15 protein-coding genes are annotated in these 18,960 nt (G+C 62.2%); 7 read left to right on the forward strand and 8 right to left on the reverse strand.

Annotated elements, in window-relative coordinates; translation table 11 throughout:
* Positions 1–6 precede the first annotated feature (6 nt).
* The 7 genes from nuoH to QCL65_RS11585 all read right to left on the reverse strand — a co-directional run bounded on the left by nuoH (position 7) and on the right by QCL65_RS11585 (position 8,675).
* The gene (gene nuoH / locus QCL65_RS11555) at positions 7–1,014 is read right to left on the reverse strand and encodes an NADH-quinone oxidoreductase subunit NuoH (RefSeq protein ID WP_407316350.1); all 1,008 of its coding nucleotides are present in this window, start codon (positions 1,012–1,014) and stop codon (positions 7–9) included.
* The gene (gene nuoG / locus QCL65_RS11560; protein WP_407316351.1) at positions 1,011–3,728 is read right to left on the reverse strand and encodes an NADH-quinone oxidoreductase subunit NuoG; all 2,718 of its coding nucleotides are present in this window, start codon (positions 3,726–3,728) and stop codon (positions 1,011–1,013) included. The genes nuoH and nuoG overlap by 4 nt, the downstream gene beginning before the upstream one ends.
* A gap of 132 nt (positions 3,729–3,860) precedes the next feature.
* Positions 3,861–5,219 carry an NADH-quinone oxidoreductase subunit NuoF gene (nuoF, locus tag QCL65_RS11565; RefSeq protein WP_407316352.1) on the reverse strand — a complete coding sequence of 453 codons (1,359 nt, stop codon included), beginning with the start codon at positions 5,217–5,219 and terminating at the stop codon, positions 3,861–3,863.
* Positions 5,216–5,713: an NADH-quinone oxidoreductase subunit NuoE gene (gene nuoE, locus QCL65_RS11570; RefSeq protein WP_407316353.1), complete on the reverse strand. Its 498-nt coding sequence runs from the start codon at positions 5,711–5,713 to the stop codon at positions 5,216–5,218. Before nuoE ends, nuoF begins: the two co-directional genes overlap by 4 nt.
* A gap of 2 nt (positions 5,714–5,715) precedes the next feature.
* On the reverse strand, positions 5,716–7,503 hold the full coding sequence (nuoC, locus tag QCL65_RS11575) for an NADH-quinone oxidoreductase subunit C/D (protein ID WP_407316354.1): 1,788 nt from the start codon (positions 7,501–7,503) through the stop codon (positions 5,716–5,718).
* Between the two features lie 73 nt (positions 7,504–7,576).
* Positions 7,577–8,251, reverse strand: coding sequence for a NuoB/complex I 20 kDa subunit family protein (locus tag QCL65_RS11580; RefSeq protein ID WP_407316355.1), 675 nt, complete (start codon positions 8,249–8,251; stop codon positions 7,577–7,579).
* A 10-nt stretch (positions 8,252–8,261) separates the two neighbouring features.
* Complete coding sequence (locus tag QCL65_RS11585) at positions 8,262–8,675, reverse strand: NADH-quinone oxidoreductase subunit A (RefSeq protein WP_407316356.1); 414 nt, start codon at positions 8,673–8,675, stop codon at positions 8,262–8,264.
* 469 nt (positions 8,676–9,144) lie between these two features.
* Here QCL65_RS11585 and QCL65_RS11590 point away from each other — a divergent pair, with 469 nt between their 5' ends.
* The 5 genes from QCL65_RS11590 to QCL65_RS11610 all read left to right on the forward strand — a co-directional run bounded on the left by QCL65_RS11590 (position 9,145) and on the right by QCL65_RS11610 (position 16,448).
* Positions 9,145–11,955 (forward strand): EAL domain-containing protein, encoded by a 2,811-nt coding sequence (locus QCL65_RS11590; RefSeq protein WP_407316357.1) that lies wholly within the window; start codon positions 9,145–9,147, stop codon positions 11,953–11,955.
* A 216-nt stretch (positions 11,956–12,171) separates the two neighbouring features.
* Entirely contained in the window at positions 12,172–12,927 is a 756-nt protein-coding gene (locus QCL65_RS11595) for a metal ABC transporter ATP-binding protein (protein ID WP_407316358.1), read from the forward strand.
* The gene (locus QCL65_RS11600; protein ID WP_407316359.1) at positions 12,924–13,793 is read left to right on the forward strand and encodes a metal ABC transporter permease; all 870 of its coding nucleotides are present in this window, start codon (positions 12,924–12,926) and stop codon (positions 13,791–13,793) included. Before QCL65_RS11595 ends, QCL65_RS11600 begins: the two co-directional genes overlap by 4 nt.
* Positions 13,794–13,796: 3 nt before the next feature.
* On the forward strand, positions 13,797–14,702 hold the full coding sequence (locus QCL65_RS11605; RefSeq protein WP_407316360.1) for a metal ABC transporter substrate-binding protein: 906 nt from the start codon (positions 13,797–13,799) through the stop codon (positions 14,700–14,702).
* Positions 14,703–14,990: 288 nt separating this feature from the next.
* Complete coding sequence (locus QCL65_RS11610) at positions 14,991–16,448, forward strand: diguanylate cyclase (RefSeq protein WP_407316803.1); 1,458 nt, start codon at positions 14,991–14,993, stop codon at positions 16,446–16,448.
* 3 nt (positions 16,449–16,451) lie between these two features.
* Here the strand turns inward: QCL65_RS11610 and QCL65_RS11615 are convergent, their stop codons facing one another.
* Positions 16,452–17,393 (reverse strand): class I SAM-dependent methyltransferase, encoded by a 942-nt coding sequence (locus QCL65_RS11615; protein WP_407316805.1) that lies wholly within the window; start codon positions 17,391–17,393, stop codon positions 16,452–16,454.
* Positions 17,394–17,542: 149 nt separating this feature from the next.
* On the opposite strand from QCL65_RS11615, the gene QCL65_RS11620 reads away from it, so the two are divergent.
* Both QCL65_RS11620 and QCL65_RS11625 read left to right on the forward strand, forming a co-directional pair.
* Complete coding sequence (locus QCL65_RS11620) at positions 17,543–18,049, forward strand: thioredoxin family protein (RefSeq protein WP_407316361.1); 507 nt, start codon at positions 17,543–17,545, stop codon at positions 18,047–18,049.
* Entirely contained in the window at positions 18,046–18,957 is a 912-nt protein-coding gene (locus QCL65_RS11625; RefSeq protein WP_407316362.1) for a DMT family transporter, read from the forward strand. The genes QCL65_RS11620 and QCL65_RS11625 overlap by 4 nt, the downstream gene beginning before the upstream one ends.
* Positions 18,958–18,960: the final 3 nt, after the last annotated feature.

The following is an 18,960-nucleotide window of genomic DNA, read 5'->3' on the forward strand; positions in this document are numbered from 1 at the left end:
AATTCCTCACTGAACCGCGCCGGCGGGCGTGTTTAGCAACACGATCGCGGCGGTCACCAGCATGTTGATCAGGGTCAGCGGCAAACAGAACTTCCAGCTGAAATCCATTACCTGGTCATACCGGGGGCGCGGGATGGAAGCGCGCAACAGAATGAACAGCATGATGAAGAACGCGGTTTTCAATGCGAACCAGACGAACGAGAGTTGCGGCAGAATCCCGAACGGGCCGTGCCAGCCGCCAAAGAACAGCGTGACCAACAGCGCCGAGATCAAGATGATGCCGATGTATTCACCCACGAAGAACATGCCCCACTTCATGCCGGCATATTCGATGTGGTAACCGTCGGCCAGTTCTTGTTCCGCTTCCGGCTGGTCGAAGGGGTGCCGGTGAGTCACCGCAACGCCCGCGACGAAGAAGGTACAGAAGCCAAAGAACTGCGGAATGATGAACCACAGGTTTTGCGCCTGGTACTCCACGATATCGCGCATGTTGAACGAGCCGACCTGGATCACGATGCCCATCAACGCCAGGCCCATGAACACTTCGTACGACACGGTCTGGGCCGAGGCCCGCAGGCTACCGAGCAGGGCGTATTTGTTGTTGCTCGACCAGCCAGCGAAGAGTACGGCGTACACCGATAGCCCCGCCATGGCGAAGAAGAACAGCAAGCCGATGTTCAGGTCGGCTACGCCCCAGGTAGGGGTCAATGGGATAACGGCGAAGGCGATCAGCAAGGCGCTCATGGCCACCACTGGCGCCAGGGTGAAGATCACCCGGTCGACGAAGGGTGGGTTCCAGTCTTCCTTGAAGAACATTTTCAACATGTCCGCGGCAATCTGGAACATGCCGAACGGCCCGACCCGGTTGGGCCCGTAGCGGTCTTGCCACCAGCCCAGGAGACGGCGTTCGACGAAGCTCAGCAAGGCGCCACACACCACCACTGCCAACAACACCACGACGGCCTTGACGACGGCAATGATCGCGTCGATCACTTCAGGGGTGAACCAAGTCATTGTGCTGCCTCCTGCAGGCCTTCGACACTCAAGCCTGCAAACGCAGGAGGAATGCCCGCCAAGCCAGCAGGCAAGCCAACCAGGCCAGCGCCCAGCGCTTCGCTGATGCGCAACGGTAGGCGCAGGGCCTGGCCGCCGACGCTCAGGCTCAACAGTGCGCCTTCATTAACGCCCAAGCGGTCGGCCTCGGACTTGGCCAGGGCCACGTAGGCCGCCGGAATGCGCGCTTGCACGGGGGCAGCACGCGAGGAGTTCTCTTCGCTGCCGAACAAGTGATACAGCGGCACGGCTTGCCAAGTACCACGGGCAGGCGAGAAGGGCGCAGGCACCTGGGCGAACCAGTTCAGGCGGTCGCCCTGGGGCTCGATCAGGCGCGTGCCGGGGTCGCCGGCGCGCAAATGGCCGCCCACTTCATCCTGAAACTTGTTCCAGGCTTGTGGCGAGTTCCAACCCGGCGACCAGGCGAACGGCACCTGTTGGCGGGGTTCGGCCGAGCCTGAGTAGCCTTCCATGGAGAAGGCGAACGCGGTGTCGGTGTCTTGCGAGGTACGCGGCTCGTGTACGCTGACATTGGCCCGCATGGCCGTACGGCCGCTGTAACGCAGCGGTTCGCGAGCCAGCTTGAGGCCTTTGATGCGGAACGAGGCACTGGGCGCAGCATCGACAATGCGCGCCAGCTGCGGGGTGCTCGCGGCCGCTGCGGCGGTGGCGTGGTCCAGTTGGGTCCAGTCCACGGGTTGGTTGAGCAGGGTGCTGCGCAGGGCATGCAACCAGCGCCAGCCTTCGTGGATCAGGTTGCCGGCGTCCAGATACACCGGGTCGAACACTTGGAAGAAACGCTGGGCGCGGCCTTCCTGGCTCACCAGGGTACCGTCACCTTCAGCGAAGCTGGCGGCCGGCAGCACCAAGTGAGCGCGCTCGGCAGTGCGGGTGTGTTGGTGGTCAGCGACGATGATCACCTGGGCAGCGGCGAGTGCAGCATCCACTTTGCTCGCATCGACACGGGTATAAAGGTCGTTTTCCAGCACCACTAGCGCGTCGGCCTGGCCGTTGCTAAGAGCGGCGAGGGCGGCGTCTACCGAGTCGCCGCCGAGCATGGCCAGGCCCAGGCTGTTGGCTTCGGGCACGATCAGGCTCAGGGAGCCGGCCTTGTCGCGCAGCTTAAGGGCCTTGGCGATGTTGCCAGCCGCTTCGATCAAGGCATTGCTGCCCAGGGAAGTGCCGGAAACGATCAACGGGCGTTCGGCAGCCAGCAAGGCTGCAGCAATGCGCTCGGCCAATGCCAGCGCTTCAGCGTCCAGGCCAGGCACCGCTGGGGCGCTCGGGTCGATGGCGTGGGCAACGGCGAAGCCGATCCGGGCCAAGTCTTCGGGGGCCGCGTGCACGCACTCTTCTGCGACGTCGTCGAGCTTGGTGTCGGTCAGGCTGGCGATGAACAGTGGGTTCAACTCGTGTTGGCCAATATTCTTCACCGCCGCGTCGAGCCACGGCTGTACGCGCATGGCTTCGGCCATGGCTTCAGCCTTACCCTTGACCGATTGGCGCAGGGCCAGGGCCATGCGCGCAGCGGTTTGGGTCAGGTCTTCACCCAGCACGAATACCGCGTCGTGGTCTTCCACCTCGCGCAGGCTGGGGATCGGCAATGGGCTGTTGTGCAAGACGTGCAGCACCAAACGAATGCGTTCCAGCTCACCGGCTTCGATACCAGAGTAGAAATGCTCGGCGCCGACCAGTTCACGCAGGGCGTAGTTGCTTTCCAGGCTCGCCCGGGGCGAACCGATGCCGACGATATTGCGCCCGCGCAGCAGTTCCGCGGCTTTATCCAGGGCGCCATCGAGGCTCAGCTTCACTTGGCCGGCGGCCAGCAGGGGCTGGCGCGGGCGGTCCTTGCGGTTGACGTAGCCATAGCCGAAACGGCCACGGTCGCACAGGAAGTAGTGGTTCACCGAACCGTTGTAACGGTTTTCGATGCGGCGCAGTTCGCCGTAACGCTCGCCCGGGCTGATGTTGCAGCCACTGGAGCAGCCATGGCAGATGCTCGGGGCGAACTGCATGTCCCACTTGCGGTTATAGCGCTCGGAGTGGGTTTTGTCGGTGAACACGCCGGTAGGGCAGACCTCGGTGAGGTTGCCGGAGAATTCGCTTTCCAGGGTGCCGTCTTCGACTCGGCCGAAATACACGTTGTCGTGGGCACCGAATACGCCCAGGTCGGTGCCGCCGGCGTAGTCTTTATAGAAGCGCACGCAACGGTAGCAGGCGATGCAGCGGTTCATCTCGTGGGCGATGAACGGGCCGAGTTCCTGGTTCTGGTGGGTGCGTTTGCTGAAACGGTAACGCCGCTCGTTGTGGCCGGTCATCACGGTCATGTCTTGCAGGTGGCAGTGGCCGCCTTCCTCACACACAGGGCAGTCGTGCGGGTGGTTGGTCATCAACCATTCGACGACGCTGGCGCGAAACACTTTCGCTTCTTCGTCTTCGATGGAGATCCAGCTGCCGTCCGAGGCGGGTGTCATGCAGGACATGACGATGCGCCCACGGGTGTCGTTTTCGTCGGTGTACTGCTTGACCGCGCACTGGCGGCAGGCGCCGACGCTACCAAGGGCGGGGTGCCAGCAGAAATACGGGATGTCGAGGCCCAGCGACAGACAGGCCTGTAACAGGTTGTCTGCGCCATCGACTTCGAGCGCTTTGCCGTCTACGTGGATAGTGGCCATGGTTCAAAGGTCTTCGTTGGCCCGGTGTCAGCGGGCGTGGCTAATGGAAAACGTGGCGGCCAACCGGCGCAGCCTTGCCAGGCGCGTCAACGGTTGGCCTCCCGGCGGCACGGGCCGCCGGGGCAAAGTTTGTCAGGCGCCGACCAGGGTCGGGCTGACCACCTGGGTCAGGCTGGCTGGGCTGGTCGCCTTGATGCCTGCCTCGAACTCCGGGCGGAAATACTTGATCGCACTGCCCAAGGGCTCCACGGCGCCGGGTGCGTGCGCGCAGAACGTCTTGCCTGGGCCGAGGAAGCCGACCAGGCCCAGCAGGGTTTCGATGTCACCTGGCTGGCCGTTGCCGGTTTCGATGGCGCGCAGCAGCTTCACGCTCCACGGCAGGCCGTCACGGCAAGGGGTGCAGAACCCACAGGATTCCCGGGCGAAGAATTCTTCCATGTTGCGCAGTAGCGAGACCATATTGACGCTGTCGTCCACCGCCATGGCCAAGCCAGTACCCATACGGGTGCCGACCTTGGCGATACCGCCGGCGTACATTTGAGCGTCCAGGTGCTCGGGCAAGAGAAAACCGGTACCGGCGCCGCCAGGCTGCCAGCACTTGAGCTTGAAGCCGTCACGCATGCCCCCGGCGTAATCTTCGAACAGCTCGCGGGCGGTCACGCCGAAGGGCAGCTCCCACAGGCCAGGGTTTTTTACCTTGCCAGAGAAGCCCATCAACTTGGTGCCGTGGTCTTCGCTGCCCTCGCGGGCGATCGCCTTGTACCAGTCAATGCCATTACCGACGATCGCGGGCACGTTGCACAGGGTCTCAACGTTGTTCACGCAGGTTGGCTTGCCCCACACGCCCACGGCGGCAGGGAAGGGCGGCTTGGAGCGCGGGTTGGCGCGGCGGCCTTCCAACGAGTTGATCAGTGCGGTTTCTTCACCGCAGATATAACGCCCGGCGCCGGTGTGCACGAACAGCTCGAAATCAAAACCGGAGCCCAGGATATTCTTGCCCAGCAAGCCCGCCGCTTTGGCTTCGGCCACGGCGCGGTTGAGGTGCTTGGCGGCGGTGGTGTATTCGCCACGCAGAAAGATATAACCGCGGTAGGCTTTCAAGGCACGGGCGGAAATCAGCATGCCTTCGATCAGCAGATGGGGCTGTTGCTCCATCAGCATGCGGTCTTTCCAGGTGTTGGGCTCCATTTCATCCGCGTTGCACAGCAGGTAGCGGATGTTCATGGATTCGTCTTTGGGCATCAGGCCCCATTTGACGCCAGTGGGGAAGCCCGCACCGCCACGGCCCTTGAGGCCCGAGTCCTTCACCGTTTGCACGATGTCGTCCTGGGACATGTCGGCAAATGCCTTGCGAGCGGCGCTGTAGCCGTCTTTGGCCTGGTACTCGGCGAGCCAAACGGGCTCGGCATCGTCGCGCAGGCGCCAGGTCAGCGGGTGGGTTTCGGCACTGCGAGCGATGCGGTTGGCTGGCCCGAATGAGGTCAGGGTCATACGTAGCCCTCCAGCAGTTGGGCAACGCCAGCGGGCTGGACATTGCCAAAGGTATCGTCGTCGATCATCAGGGCCGGGGCCTTGTCGCAGTTGCCCAGGCAGCACACCGGTAGTAGGGTGAAACGCCCGTCAGCGGTGGTTTGCCCCAGGCCGATGCCCAGTTGGCTTTGGATCTGGCTGACCACCGATTCGTGGCCGCCGATGTAGCAGACCATCGAGTCGCACACACGAATGATGTGGCGGCCCACCGGCTGGCGGAAGATCTGGCTGTAGAACGTGGCCACGCCTTCGACGTCACTGGCCGGAATGCCAAGTATCTCGCCAATAGCGTAGAGCGCGCCGTCGGGCACCCAGCCGCGCTCTTTCTGGACGATCTTCAGGGCTTCGATGGACGCCGCGCGCGGGTCCTCGTAGTGGTGCAACTCGTGCTCGATGGCCGAGCGCTCGGTTTCGCTCAGGGCGAAACGGTCTGTCTGGATAAGCGTGCTGTTCATGCTTAGCGGTCCACGTCAGCCATAACGAAATCGATACTACCCAGGTACGCAATCAAGTCGGCGACCATGCTGCCGCGGATCACCGAAGGGATCTGCTGCAGGTGCGGGTAGCTTGGAGTGCGGATCCGGGTACGGTAGCTCATGGTGCCGCCGTCGCTCGTCAGGTAGTAACTGTTGATGCCCTTGGTCGCTTCGATCATCTGGAAGGACTCGTTGGCCGGCATCACCGGGCCCCACGAAACCTGCAGGAAGTGCGTGATCAAGGTCTCGATGTGTTGCAGCGTGCGCTCTTTGGGCGGCGGCGTGGTCAGCGGGTGGTCCGCCTTGTACGGGCCTTCGGGCATGTTGCGCATGCACTGGTCGATGATCTTGATGCTCTGGCGCATTTCTTCGACACGCACCATGCAGCGGTCATAGGCATCGCCATTGTTGGCCAGCGGTACTTCGAACTCGAAGTTCTCGTAGCCCGAATACGGGCGCGCTTTACGCAGGTCGAAGTCACACCCGGTGGAGCGCAACCCGGCACCGGTGACGCCCCATTCCAGGGCCTCTTTGGTGTTGTAAGCGGCGACGCCGATGGTCCGGCCTTTGAGGATGCTGTTCTGCAGCGCGGCCTTGGTGTACTCGTCGAGGCGCTTGGGCAGCCAGTCGACGAAGTCCTTGACCAGTTTTTCCCAACCGCGCGGCAGGTCGTGGGCGACGCCACCGATGCGATACCAGGCCGGGTGCAGGCGGAAACCGGTGATCGCTTCGATCACCGTGTAGGCCTTTTGCCGGTCGGTGAAGGTGAAGAACACCGGGGTCATGGCGCCCACGTCCTGAATATAGGTACCCAGGAACAGCAGATGGCTGGTGATGCGGAAGAACTCGGCCATCATGATGCGGATGGTGTCGACCTTCTGCGGCACCTTGATGCCTGCGAGCTTTTCCACCGCGAGGACGTAGGGCAGGTTGTTCATCACCCCGCCCAGGTAGTCGATGCGGTCGGTGTAGGGGATAAAGCTGTGCCAGGACTGGCGCTCGGCCATTTTCTCGGCACCGCGGTGGTGGTAGCCGATGTCAGGCACGCAGTCGACGATTTCTTCACCGTCCAACTGCAGGATGATACGGAACGCGCCGTGGGCCGAAGGGTGGTTCGGGCCCAGGTTGAGGAACATATAGTCCTCATTGGTGTTGGAGCGCTTCATGCCCCAGTCTTCAGGTTTGAAGCGTGCGGCTTCTTCTTCCAACTGTTGCTTGGCCAGGGTCAGGCTGAACGGGTCGAACTCGGTGGCCCGCGCTGGGTAATCCTTGCGCAGCGGGTGACCTTCCCAGGTCGGCGGCATCATGATGCGCGACAGGTGCGGGTGGCCGGCGAAGTCGATGCCGAACATGTCCCAGACTTCCCGCTCATACCAGTTGGCATTGGGCCAGATACCGGTGATAGTGGGCAGGTTCAGGTCGCCTTCGCTCAGCGCGACCTTGAGCATCACATCGCTGTTACGTTCTATCGAGAGCAGGTGGTAGAACACGGTGAAGTCACCCGCCGCCGGAATCGCCCGGCGGTGAGTGCGCAGGCGTTCGTCCACGGCGTGCAGGTCGTAGAGCATCACGTAAGGCTTGGGCACGTGGCGCAGGAAGGTCAGGACTTCTACCAGTTTGGCGCGGGTTACCCAAAGTACGGGCATGCCGGTACGGGTTTCCTGGGCGCCAAATGCCTCGGGGCCAAACCGGTTGTTCAATTCGACGACCACATCCTGGTCGTCGGCCTTATAGGGCGGTATATACAGAGCGGTGTCCGCTGTTGTCATGGTCTCGGTCGCTTTCGGTCAACGTAGAGAATGAAGCCAGGTGGTTACGGTTCTTGTGAAACCCAGAACTGGATCAGACTTCGTCGGGGCTGCGCAGGTTGGTAACCGCAATACGCTGTTCGCGGCGCTGTTCCTTTTGCGAAGGCATCTCGGCGCGGTACACGCCTTGATCCCCCACGACCCAGGACAACGGGCGGCGCTCTTTGCCGATCGATTCCTGCAGCAGCATCAAGCCTTGCAGGAACGCTTCGGGGCGGGGCGGGCAGCCAGGCACATAAACGTCCACGGGGAGGAATTTATCGACCCCCTGGACCACCGAGTAAATGTCGTACATGCCGCCGGAGTTGGCGCACGAACCCATGGAAATGACCCACTTGGGTTCGAGCATCTGCTCATACAGGCGCTGAATGATCGGCGCCATCTTGATGAAGCAGGTGCCGGCGATGACCATGAAGTCGGCCTGACGCGGCGAGGCCCGGATCACTTCGGCGCCGAAGCGGGCGATGTCATGGGGAGCGGTGAACGCCGTGGTCATTTCCACGTAGCAGCAGGACAGGCCAAAGTTGTACGGCCACAGGGAGTTCTTGCGGCCCCAGTTGACCGCGCCGCTGAGCACGTCCTCGAGCTTGCCCATGTAGATGTTTTTGTGAACCTGGTCTTCTAGCGGGTCGGAAACGGTTTCCCGTGTACCGATTGGATACTCCTCGTTGGGTGCATCCGGGTCGATCCTGGTGAGATTATATTGCATTGCCAAAGCCTCATTGTTTCAGCTTCGCTTGCCGCTTACGGCGACCTTCGGGAGCCCAATCGAGCGCCCCCACTCGCCAAAGGTAGACAAGACCTGCCAACAGAATTGCTATGAAAACGAGTGCTTCGGCGAATCCGGTCCAGCCGCTTTCGCGGACGGACACAGACCAGGCAAAGAGATAAAGGGCTTCAATATCGAAGATCACGAAGAGCATCGCGACCAGATAGAATTTGGCAGACAGACGCAGGCGGGCGCTACCGACCGGCAGCATGCCGGATTCGAAGGGTTCGTTCTTGCTGCGGCCAACGGCCTTGCTACCTAGCAGGCTGGACAGACCGAGCATGAACGCACAAAGACCGATGACACCGAGCAGGAAAATGGCAAAGCCCCAGTTGTGGGCGATGAGACCAGTCGAATCGGGCATCTGAAGTCCTTAACAGAGGTGTGAATCTCTGTGCTTGAAAAGAGTTAAAGGCAGTGACGAAATGTCGCAGCTGGATCTATCGTTTTGATTTTATGGGTAAACAGCCAGCAAGTAAATTTTCTGCGGCAAATTAATTCTAAGCTTCATTCGTTGTGCTTCCTCCAATGTAGCTCACGCTGGCGGTTTCGTGGGGCTGGAGTAGGGCCTGCGGATTATGTTTCATGTTTTTTTGCGCGCTAACTTGCCAAGCTGTAATGATAATTAATACCATTTGCCGGGCTGCTGTGTGGTTTAAAACCTACTGCCTTAGTTGGTTATTACCCAGCACTAACTTGGTAACTTCGGCCGCTGCGTATTTTAACCGGCTCGGTTGCGCTGTATGTTGCCCTGGATCAACCGCATAAGGCGCTTGCAGGGCCTCGCGCGGCAACGGACTATAGCGTTTTCGGTTAGCGGTTCTGGAGCCAGGATGAATCCCCCTTTTACATTCGTCACCTCCACTGCTCAAGAGAGCCTTGAAGACTTGCTCGGGCAGGCCGCCAGTTGGGTCAGTGACGGCGGCTGGGCCTGGTACCGGGCAGGGGAGCATTGGCATTTGGCGGCCCAGGGGCCAGGCGCCCACCAGTGGCCGACGACCATTAGCCAGGAGCAGCTAGACCTCATCTGCCAGCAGCACGGTTTCCAGCGCTGGGCCACCGGCAAAGGCGAGCATGCTCTGGGCTGGCTGCTGGCGCCCAAGGGCGGCCCCGATGAAACCAACCTGGGGATCTTCGCCAGCCGCCTGGGCACCTACCTGCAAACCGAGGCCCTGGCCCGCGCCCAAGTCACCCAGCGCGTGCTGTATGAAATCACCTACCTGGCCAGCTCCACCCGCGACCGCGCGGCGTTCCTGCATGGGGTGCATCGCCTGCTAGCGTCGCTGATCGATGCAGAGAACCTCTACGTCGCGTTATACGACTCGCAGACCGGCCGCATCAGTTATCCCTATTACGTCGATTGCAGCGACACCGAAGCGTTGGAAGCGGACAACGTCGAGTACCTCGATCGTCAGGCTCTGTCTCTGACCTCTCTGGTATTGACCCGCGGCCAGTCATTGTTGATCGATGCCGCAGGTATCCAGGAGGCAGAGATCCAGCAGCGGTTCTTTTGTCGCGGACGGCGCCCGGAGTACTGGATGGGCGCACCGTTGAAGAACGCCTCTGACGAGGTCTTCGGCATGATCGCCATGCAGGTCTATGACGTCACGCGGGTCTATAGCGCCGAAGACCGCGCGCTGTTCCTGGTGGTGGCGCGGCATGTGGCGATGGCCCTGGACCGCATCCTGCACCGCGTCGGCTTGGAAGAAACGGTGTCGCGGCGCACCCAGGAGCTGTCCCAGGTCAATGCCGCGCTGCGCCTGGAGGTGGCCGAGCGCGAGCGCGCCGAGCATTTGCACAGCGCGCTGTTCCAGATCGCCGAGCTGTCCAGCCAGCCGGGCGACATGGCCGAGCTGTTCGAGCGCCTGCATGGCATCGTTGCTGAACTGCTGTACGCCCGTAACTTCTACATTGCCCTGTTCGAACCCACCACCGGGCAGGTCAACTTCCCCTATTACGTCGACGAGCAATTACCCCAGCCGCCACCCCCACGGCGCGGCCGCCGGGGTTTGACCGAATACGTGATTCGCCAGCGGCGGGCCTGCCTGGTCAGTTACGAAGGTGCGACTTTTCTGCGTGAAAGCCAGGAAATCGAAGACACCTCAGAGGCCGTTCGCTCACAGTCCTGGTTGGGCATTCCGCTGTTCGACAACGAGGTCGTGCGTGGCGTACTGGCGGTGCAAAGCTACGCCAAGGAAGTGTTCTATACCCGGCGCGACCAAGAGCTGCTGACCTTCGTCTCCCGTCACATCGATACGGCGTTGTCGCGTCGGGGCGCCGCTGAGGCTGTGCAGGCTGCCAACCTCAAGTTGGAGGCACGGGTGCAGAGCCGCACCCGCGAGCTGGATCACGCCAACGCCAAGCTTAAACACGAGAACACCCACGACGCCCTGACCGGGCTGGCCAACCGCAGTCATTTGCAGATGCGCCTGCGCGACCGCTGGCTGGAGTTCCAATTGCAGGGCCAGGAACTGGTGGTGATGTTCATCGACCTGGACCGCTTCAAGATGGTCAACGACAGCTTCGGCCACCATTTCGGCGACCGCTTATTAATAGAAGCGGCTCACCGCTTGCGCGATTGCCTGCGTGGAGGCGATTTATTGGCTCGCCTGGGCGGTGATGAATTTGCCGTGCTGGCGCCCCAGGCCCCGCCGGAAGCCGCGGTGGAAATCGCCGAGCGCATCCTCGCCGCCTTTGACGTGCCGTTTTTCATTGATGGGCACACGCTGTTTTCGTCGTGCAGTGTGGGTATCGTCAGCGCTGACCGGCAGTTCCACTTCGAGCCGGCCGACTTGCTGCGCGATGCCGACGCCGCCATGTACCGGGCCAAGAACGGCGGCCGCGACAGCTATACCGTATTCAACCAGGAAGCGCGGCGTGAAGTTTCCGACCAGGTCGAGCGCGAAGGCGCACTGCGTAATGCGCTCAAGCGCGACGATGAACTGGTGCCTTACTTCCAGCCGATCATCGACGTCGAAAGTGGCCGCACGGTAGCGCTGGAAGCCCTGATTCGCTGGCGCCAGGCCGACGGTAGCGTGGTCGCGCCTGGGCAATTTCTGCCGGCCCTCGAAGGCCTGCGGCTGATCGGCCGCCTGGACCTGTACATGCTCACCAGCATCGTCGAGATCCTCGCCCGCCCGGCGTTCGCCCACTGGCCGCCGGTGCACGTCAATTGCTCCAGCTATAGCATCACCCGCCCCGAGTTCGCCGGGGAGGTGCTGGCCCTGTTGGAGCGCTACGCCGTGGCGCCGGCGCGCATTTGCCTGGAATTGACCGAAGGCGCACTGGTGGCCGAACCCGAACAGGCCCGGCAGACCATGCAGCGCCTGGCGGACAACGGCATGGGTGTCGTGCTGGACGACTTCGGGGCCGGTTTCTCCTCGTTGAGCTATGTGCACCAATACCAATTCAGCGGGTTGAAGATCGACAAGTCGTTCATCCTCGAGCTGACCACCAGCCCCCGCAGCCGCGCGATTGTCCGGGCGATTGTGCGCATGGCCGAATCCCTGGGGCTGTCGCTGGTCGCCGAAGGCGTCGAAGACGCGGCCGCGTTAGAGCTATTGCGCGAGATGGGGGCAGGGCAGGCTCAGGGTTACTATTTCGCCCGCCCCATGGCGCTGGAGGCTCTGGGGGAGGTGTTGTAGCAGGGCGCGTTGCTTGCGGATATTTCATACCAGGGATGAATAGATACGTTATAGTGTAACAAATCTATTCTGGTAATCCGTCGTGCCTATTCCCCTTTCTCCGTCCGCCGGGCTTCACCGCTCGCTGTTGGCTCGCTCAGCGGGCCAGCGTGTGGCATTGACCTTGTTCTTATTGGCGCCGTTGTGGCTAGCCATCGCCTGGTCGGTGGCGATTCCATGAGTGCTGCCATCGCCTTGCACAACCTGACGGTCGCCTATGAGCGCCGGGCAGCGGTGCACCACCTGAACGGTCGCTTCGAAGCCGGCAGCCTGACGGCCATCGTTGGCCCCAATGGGGCAGGCAAGTCCACCTTGATCAAAGCCATCGTCGGTGCCCTTAAACCCGCGACCGGGCGGGTGGAACGGGGTCAACTGGCGACGCGGACAATGGGTTACCTGCCTCAGGCCGCCGAAATCGACCGCAGTTTCCCCCTCAGTGTGGCGGACGTCGTGGCCATGGGCGCATGGCGCAGCATCGGCGCGTTCTTTGGCCTGGGCCGTGAACAGGCTCAGCGCACGGCCGCAGCCCTGCAAGCCGTAGGGCTGGAGGGTTTCGCCGGGCGCAGCATGGGTTCGTTGTCGGCCGGGCAGGTGCAACGGGTGCTGTTCGCCAGGCTGCTGGTGCAGGACGCCGCAGTGATCGTGCTAGACGAACCCTTTACTGCCATCGACGCCCGCACCACCCACGACTTGTTGCAACTGGTGCACACCTGGCATGGCCAGGGCCGTACGGTGATTGCCGTGCTGCATGACTTAGAGCAAGTGCGCGAGCATTTTCCGCAAACCTTGCTGCTGGCTCGCGATGCGATTGCCTGGGGCAACACCGCCGAGGTTTTGAGCATCGATAACCTGCGCCAGGCGCGCAATATGGCCGAGTACTGGAGCGCCGCCGCCGAGTTGTGCAGCCAGCACCCCGAGGAGCCCGGCCCATGAGCTTATACGCGGCGTTGATAGAGCCTTTTGTCGAGTTCGGTTTCATGCGCCGTGCACTGGTGGCGTGCCTGGCCCTGGGCATCGGCTCGGGGCCGGTGGGGGTGCTGCTGATGTTGCGGCGCATGAGCTTGGTGGGCGATGCCATGAGCCATGCGGTATTGCCGGGGGCGGCGGTGGGGTTTCTGTTCGCCGGGCTGTCGTTACCGGCCATGGGCTTCGGCGGCTTGATCGCGGGCCTGACGGTGGCGCTGCTGGCGGGGATAGTCAGCCGCCTCACCAGCCTGCGCGAAGACGCCAGCTTTGCCAGTTTTTACCTGACCTCCCTGGCCGCCGGGGTGATGATCGTGTCATTGCACGGTTCTAGCGTGGATCTGCTGCATGTGCTGTTCGGTACGATTCTGGCCATCGATGACTGGGCTATCTACCTGGTCGGCGGCATCGCCTCGTTTACTGTGCTGCTGCTGGCGTTGATCTATCGGCCCCTGGTTCTAGAGTGCTTCGATCCGGGCTACCTGCGTGCGGTGGGTGGGCGGGGTTCGCTGTATCACGTGCTGTTTCTGTTGCTGGTGGTGCTGAACCTGGTCTCGGGCTTTCAGGCGCTCGGCACGTTGATGGCGGTGGGCATGATGATGCTGCCCGCCACCGCCGCACGCTTCTGGGCTACCTCCCTGGGGGCCCTGATGGCCATCGCGACCCTGGTGGCGACCTTGTCTGGTTTGATTGGGCTGATCGTGTCGTACCACTTGGGCGTCGCCTCGGGCCCCGCCATCGTCCTCAGCGCCAGCGCCTTTTATGGTTTTTCCCTGTTGTTCGGCCGCAGCGGCGTGTTGCGGCGGTTGTTCCCATCCCCCCACCTGAGCCCATGAAAGATGACCCAGCAACGTTCAATCCTAGCCCGCCTGTTGTGCATCCTGACCTTCTCGACAATCGCCGGCCTGACCCAGGCCAAGCCCCTGGAGGCGGTGGCGTCGTTCACTGTGCTGGCCGATATGGTGCATAACGTCGGCGGCGAGCGGGTGAGGGTGACCTCGCTGATCGGGCCCAACGGCGACCCGCACGTCTACGAGCCCACCCCCAGCGATGCGCAGTCGCTCAAACGCGCTGACCTGGTGTTTGTCAGCGGTTTGCACCTGGAAGGGTGGCTGGACCGCTTGATCAATGCCTCTGGCTACGCAAAGGCGCCGGTGGTGCTCAGTGAGGGCGTGAAAACCCGCACCATGGAAGAGGACGGCCAACAGATTGTCGACCCCCATGCCTGGAACAGCGCCGCCAATGGCCAGGTGTATGTGCGCAACATCATCGCTGCCCTGAGCCAGGCCGACCCTGGCGGCGCCAGTGTCTACCAAGCCAATGGGGCCCGCTACCTCAAGCAATTGCAGGCCCTGGACCAATACGCGCGTGAGCAAGTGCAGTCGGTGCCGGCCGCCCAGCGCAAAGTGCTGACCTCCCATGATGCGTTTGGCTACTTCGGTGACGCCTACGGGGTGAAGTTTCTTTCGCCCTTGGGCTTCAGCACGGAGAATGAGGCCTCGGCCGCCGACGTGGCGGCGTTGATCCGGCAGATCAAGGCCGAACATGTGAGTGCCTATTTCTTCGAAAACTCCGGTGACCCTCGGTTGGTCAAGCAGATCGCTGCGGCCAGCGGCGCCCAGCCGGGCGGCGAGTTGTACGTGGAGTCTTTGTCCAAAGCTGGCGGACCTGCCGCCACCTATGCGCAGATGTTCCGCTACAACGTCGACACCCTGGTTGCTGCCATGCGCAAAAGCGTGCGTTGATAGGGCAGAAGATCGGCGGCAGAGCAAAAGATCGGGGGCAAGACCCCCTCCTACGATCGGTGACATATCTGCTGGATGTGCCGCCGACCGTAGGAGGGGGTCTTGCCCCCGATCTGCAAATCCCTAGCCGACAAAACATTAACCCCGTCATACTGTCCGCTTGCAACGAGCCCTATTCCTTTCGCGCAGAACGGTTCCTTGGTTCCCGAGTCCAGACGCAAGCGTATCGACATACCCACCCAAGACCCCCGACACGCCGTGCGGCTCTTTCGCCTGACTGTGGCTTTTATGGTGCTGGTGGTGGTGTTTATCGCCGGGTGGGAAGGCTGGCGAATCAGCCGCGACTATCAGCATGCGTTCGCTGCCGCCAGCGACTCGGTCGGCAACCTGACCCGTGCGGCGGCCCAGCACGCCGGTGACACCATCCGCGAGGTCGATACCCTGCTGATCGCCGCGCGCGAGCGCATCGAAGAAGATGGCCTGGGCAGCGACCAAGTGCCGCGTTTACGCCGGCTGTTGCAGCAACAACGGGCGATATTGCCCCAGCTCAACGGGCTGACGGTATTCGACGCCCAAGGCCGTGGGGTGATTACCGACAGGGGCACTGCGCCGCCGGATGCGGTGGACGGCGTGCATGATTATTTCACCTACCACCGCGCCCACGCAGGGCGTGATGCGCACTTAGGCAAAGTGATCACCAGCCGGATCAACGGCCATCTGGTCATACCCATCTCGCGCCGCCTGGATCACCCGGACGGTTCATTCGCGGGGGTTTTGGTGGGCACGCTGAACCTCAGCTATTTTTCCGATTACTACGCCGAGTTCAAGATCGACCAGCAGGGCGTATTTGTCCTGGCCCTGCCCGACGGCACGATCCTGGTCCGGCGCCCTGCGCTGGAGGGGGCGGTCGGGCTCAGCATTGCCGATGGCGAGATTTTCCAGCACTACTTGCCACGGGCCACCGAAGGCATTCTGAGAATGACTTCCCAGGTCGACAACACCCCACGGCTGTACGGCTACAAAATGATCCCCGACTACGGCCTGGTGGTGGAGGCCGGTATCTCCCAGGCCTACATCATCGCCGCGTGGCGGCGCGACTTGATCAAATCGGCGGGGGTAGTCCTGCTGTTTCTGGCGGGGCTGGGCCTGTTTGGTTTCAGTCTGCTACGCCAATTACGTTACCGCATCCTGATGGAAAACGAGCTGCGCCAGGCCCACTTGACCCTCCAGGAGCTCGCCTTGAAAGACAGCCTGACCGGCCTGGGCAACCGCCGCAGCCTCGACCTGCATCTGGCTGCCGAGCTATTACGAGCGCAGCGCGGCCGCCTACCGTTGGCGCTGATCATGCTGGACATCGACTACTTCAAACGATTCAACGACCTGTACGGCCATCCCGCCGGGGACGAGTGCCTGCGCCGAGTGGCCTGGGTGGTCCAGCGTGCTTTGCCCCGTGCCACCGACCTGGCGTTTCGTTATGGCGGCGAAGAATTAACGTTGATCCTGCCCGACACCGATTATGCCGGCGCCACTGCAGTGGCCGAGGGCGTGCTCGAGGCGATCCGCCAGGTGCACCTGCCCCATGGCAACAGCCCGGCCGGCCGGGTGACTGCCAGTGCCGGGGTGCATGTCCAAGACCCAGTCAGCGTCGATATCGCGGCGCAAACGCTGCTCCAGGCGGCAGACGCGGCGCTTTACCTGGCCAAGCAAAGCGGCCGGGATAAATGGTGTGCCCAGGCGAGCAGTTGACCCTTACGACCTGCGCTCGAACAGCAACGCCTTCAGGCCGCTTTCGGGGTTGATATCGGCGAACTCCGGTGGGTTCTCCAGGCGCTCGACGAATTGCAGGTCGGGCGCCTCCTGGGCCACTTGCTGCAGCAAAAAATCAGGCCCCAGGGCGGGGTCGTTCATGCAGGCCAATAACGTACCGCCAGGGCCCAGCAGTTCTGGCAAGCGGCGTAACACCCGGGGGTAGTCTTTGCTCAACAGGAAGCTGCCTTTCTGGAAACTGGGCGGGTCGATGATCACCAGGTCATAGGGCCCGCCGCTTTTGACTTTGCTCCACGACTTGAACAGGTCATGGCCAAGAAAACTCACTTTGCTCAGGTCGTGGCCGTTGAGCCGATGGTTGTCACGCCCGCGGCTCAGGGCTGGGCGCGACATATCCAGGTTGACCACATGCTGCGCGCCACCGGCGATGGCTGCCACGGAAAATCCACAGGTGTAGGCGAACAGATTGAGCACGCGTTTACCGTCGGCATGGGCCCTGACCCAGTCGCGGCCATAACGCATGTCGAGAAACAGCCCAGTGTTCTGTTTTTGCCCCAGATCAATCCCATAGCGCAGGCCGCCTTCGCTCAGTATGTGCTGCGCCTTGGGCTGCCCACAGAGCCACTCAGTGTTGCTTTGGGGCAGGTAGCGGTGTTGCAACAGCAAGGCCTGTGCCGCGCTCTGTTGCCATACTTCAGCGGTGCTGAGTTCCAGCAGCAGCTTTTTGAGCGCTTGAAGCTGTTCGGGGGCGGGCTCCTTGAACAGCGCCACCAGTAGCACGCCCTCCAGCCAGTCCACGGTGATTTGTTCAAGCCCCGGCCAGCGCCGCCCGCGGCCGTGAAACAAGCGCCGGGTTTCCCTGGGAGGGTTGGCCAGGCTGTTTAGCAAGTGGGTATGTAGGGTGTGCAGGGCTTCGGTATTCATGGGCAGATCGGCGGTTTTCGGGGGGCGCATTTAAGCACAGTTGCCTGTTCCAAGGGGGCCGTCCGCATGCACTCTGGCGCCTGTGGGCTTGTGCTAACGCGCGGGAACGGTCAAGGTTTCATGCCTTAGCGCAGCGGAGCAGCGTCACCATGGTGTCATTTGAGCAATTGTTCGAGGTGGGTGAGTCGTTTGCCGACTTTGCGCGCCGGGGCCTGGCCCACGAATTGGCCAGCGTACAGCGTGTCGAGCAACAACTGGCTGAGCCCGAGGCCATAAGCGCCGCCACCTTGGCGCGCCTGGCCGCGATAACAGGGCGCTACCACCTGCTCGTGGCCGGGGAGATCTGGTGCCCCGACTGCCAGCTCAATGTCACTGCCTTGGACTTTATGTGCCGTCGCCAAGGTGCGTTGCAACTGGCGGTGATCAGTAAAGGGCGCGCGGAAAATCACTTCGCTGCGCAGTTGGGCCTGGCCAGGGTGCCCGTGCCATTGGTGCTAGTGCTCGACGCCCAATTCGCGCTGCTTGGCCAGTTCGTCGAGCGGCCCCGGGCCGTGGTGGCCGGCGATGCTCAGGTGCTGGCCGAGTACAAAGCGGGCCTGTACCTGGAAGCCGCCATGGATGACGTGCTGGCGATCATTGAGGCGGCGCAAGGATGATGCGCAGCGATACTGGCCGAGCGGTGCTGCTGATTGTCGTTGCGGTATTTCTGCTCTCGGTATCGGATGCACTGATCAAGGCGTCGGCGGCGGATTTCTCCATGTGGCAGTTGTATGTGCTGCGCTCCGGCTTGGCCACATTGTTGTTGCTGCTGCCATTGTTCAACGCGGCCGGGCGGGGCGCGCTATTGCCGCGATCATGGGCCTGGGTCTACGCACGCAGCGTGCTGCTAGGGTTGATGTGGGTCGCGTTCTACGCGGCGCTACCGCTGATCAGCCTAAGCCTGGCGGCCCTGGCCATCTACACCACACCGCTGTTTATCGCAGTGTTCTCTGCCATTTCCGGGCATGAGCAGATCACCCGGCGCAAAGGCCTGGCCATTTTGGTGGGGTTTGCCGGCGTGCTGATTACCCTTAGCCCGGGGGCAGAGGGCTTTAGCCCCTGGGTGCTCTTACCGGTATTGGCGGCTGTGTTTTATGCCTGGGCGGCGGTGCTGACCAAAACCCGCTGCCAGGCGGAAAGCACGCTGGCGCTCAGCTTCGCAGCCAATTTCACCTTGCTGCTGATGGGGCTGGTGGGCACGGCAGTGTTATGGGCGGTGGGCCCTTGGCCAGAGCCGACCTACCGTTTCTTACTCGGCACCTGGGGGGCCATGAGTGCTTCGATGTTGGCCTTGATGGGCCTACTCGCAGTGTTGGCGGTGGTGGTGACCGCCGCCATCGCCAGGGCCTACCAACTGGGCGAAACCTCTGTGGTGGGGGCGTTCGATTACGTCTATCTGGTATTCGCCGTGATGTGGGGCGCGTTACTGTTCGATGAGCACCTGACCCTGAAGATGTTCGCCGGCCTGCTGCTAATTGTCGCATCAGGGCTGAGTTTACTGGTGCCGGCCAAGGCCAATGCGTGAAAA

Source organism: Pseudomonas sp. nanlin1 (assembly GCF_045571515.1).
GTDB lineage: Bacteria > Pseudomonadota > Gammaproteobacteria > Pseudomonadales > Pseudomonadaceae > Aquipseudomonas.

Excerpts from the sequence above, each read along its gene's own strand:
- nuoH (WP_407316350.1), bottom strand. The coding sequence starts at position 1,014 with ATGACTTGGTTCACCCCTGAAGTGATCGACGCGATCATTGCCGTCGTC.
- nuoG (WP_407316351.1), bottom strand. The coding sequence starts at position 3,728 with ATGGCCACTATCCACGTAGACGGCAAAGCGCTCGAAGTCGATGGCGCA.
- nuoF (WP_407316352.1), bottom strand. The coding sequence starts at position 5,219 with ATGACCCTGACCTCATTCGGGCCAGCCAACCGCATCGCTCGCAGTGCC.
- nuoE (WP_407316353.1), bottom strand. The coding sequence starts at position 5,713 with ATGAACAGCACGCTTATCCAGACAGACCGTTTCGCCCTGAGCGAAACC.
- nuoC (WP_407316354.1), bottom strand. The coding sequence starts at position 7,503 with ATGACAACAGCGGACACCGCTCTGTATATACCGCCCTATAAGGCCGAC.
- QCL65_RS11580 (WP_407316355.1), bottom strand. The coding sequence starts at position 8,251 with ATGCAATATAATCTCACCAGGATCGACCCGGATGCACCCAACGAGGAG.
- QCL65_RS11585 (WP_407316356.1), bottom strand. The coding sequence starts at position 8,675 with ATGCCCGATTCGACTGGTCTCATCGCCCACAACTGGGGCTTTGCCATT.
- QCL65_RS11590 (WP_407316357.1), top strand. The coding sequence starts at position 9,145 with ATGAATCCCCCTTTTACATTCGTCACCTCCACTGCTCAAGAGAGCCTT.
- QCL65_RS11595 (WP_407316358.1), top strand. The coding sequence starts at position 12,172 with ATGAGTGCTGCCATCGCCTTGCACAACCTGACGGTCGCCTATGAGCGC.
- QCL65_RS11600 (WP_407316359.1), top strand. The coding sequence starts at position 12,924 with ATGAGCTTATACGCGGCGTTGATAGAGCCTTTTGTCGAGTTCGGTTTC.
- QCL65_RS11605 (WP_407316360.1), top strand. The coding sequence starts at position 13,797 with ATGACCCAGCAACGTTCAATCCTAGCCCGCCTGTTGTGCATCCTGACC.
- QCL65_RS11610 (WP_407316803.1), top strand. The coding sequence starts at position 14,991 with ATGGTGCTGGTGGTGGTGTTTATCGCCGGGTGGGAAGGCTGGCGAATC.
- QCL65_RS11615 (WP_407316805.1), bottom strand. The coding sequence starts at position 17,393 with ATGAATACCGAAGCCCTGCACACCCTACATACCCACTTGCTAAACAGC.
- QCL65_RS11620 (WP_407316361.1), top strand. The coding sequence starts at position 17,543 with ATGGTGTCATTTGAGCAATTGTTCGAGGTGGGTGAGTCGTTTGCCGAC.
- QCL65_RS11625 (WP_407316362.1), top strand. The coding sequence starts at position 18,046 with ATGATGCGCAGCGATACTGGCCGAGCGGTGCTGCTGATTGTCGTTGCG.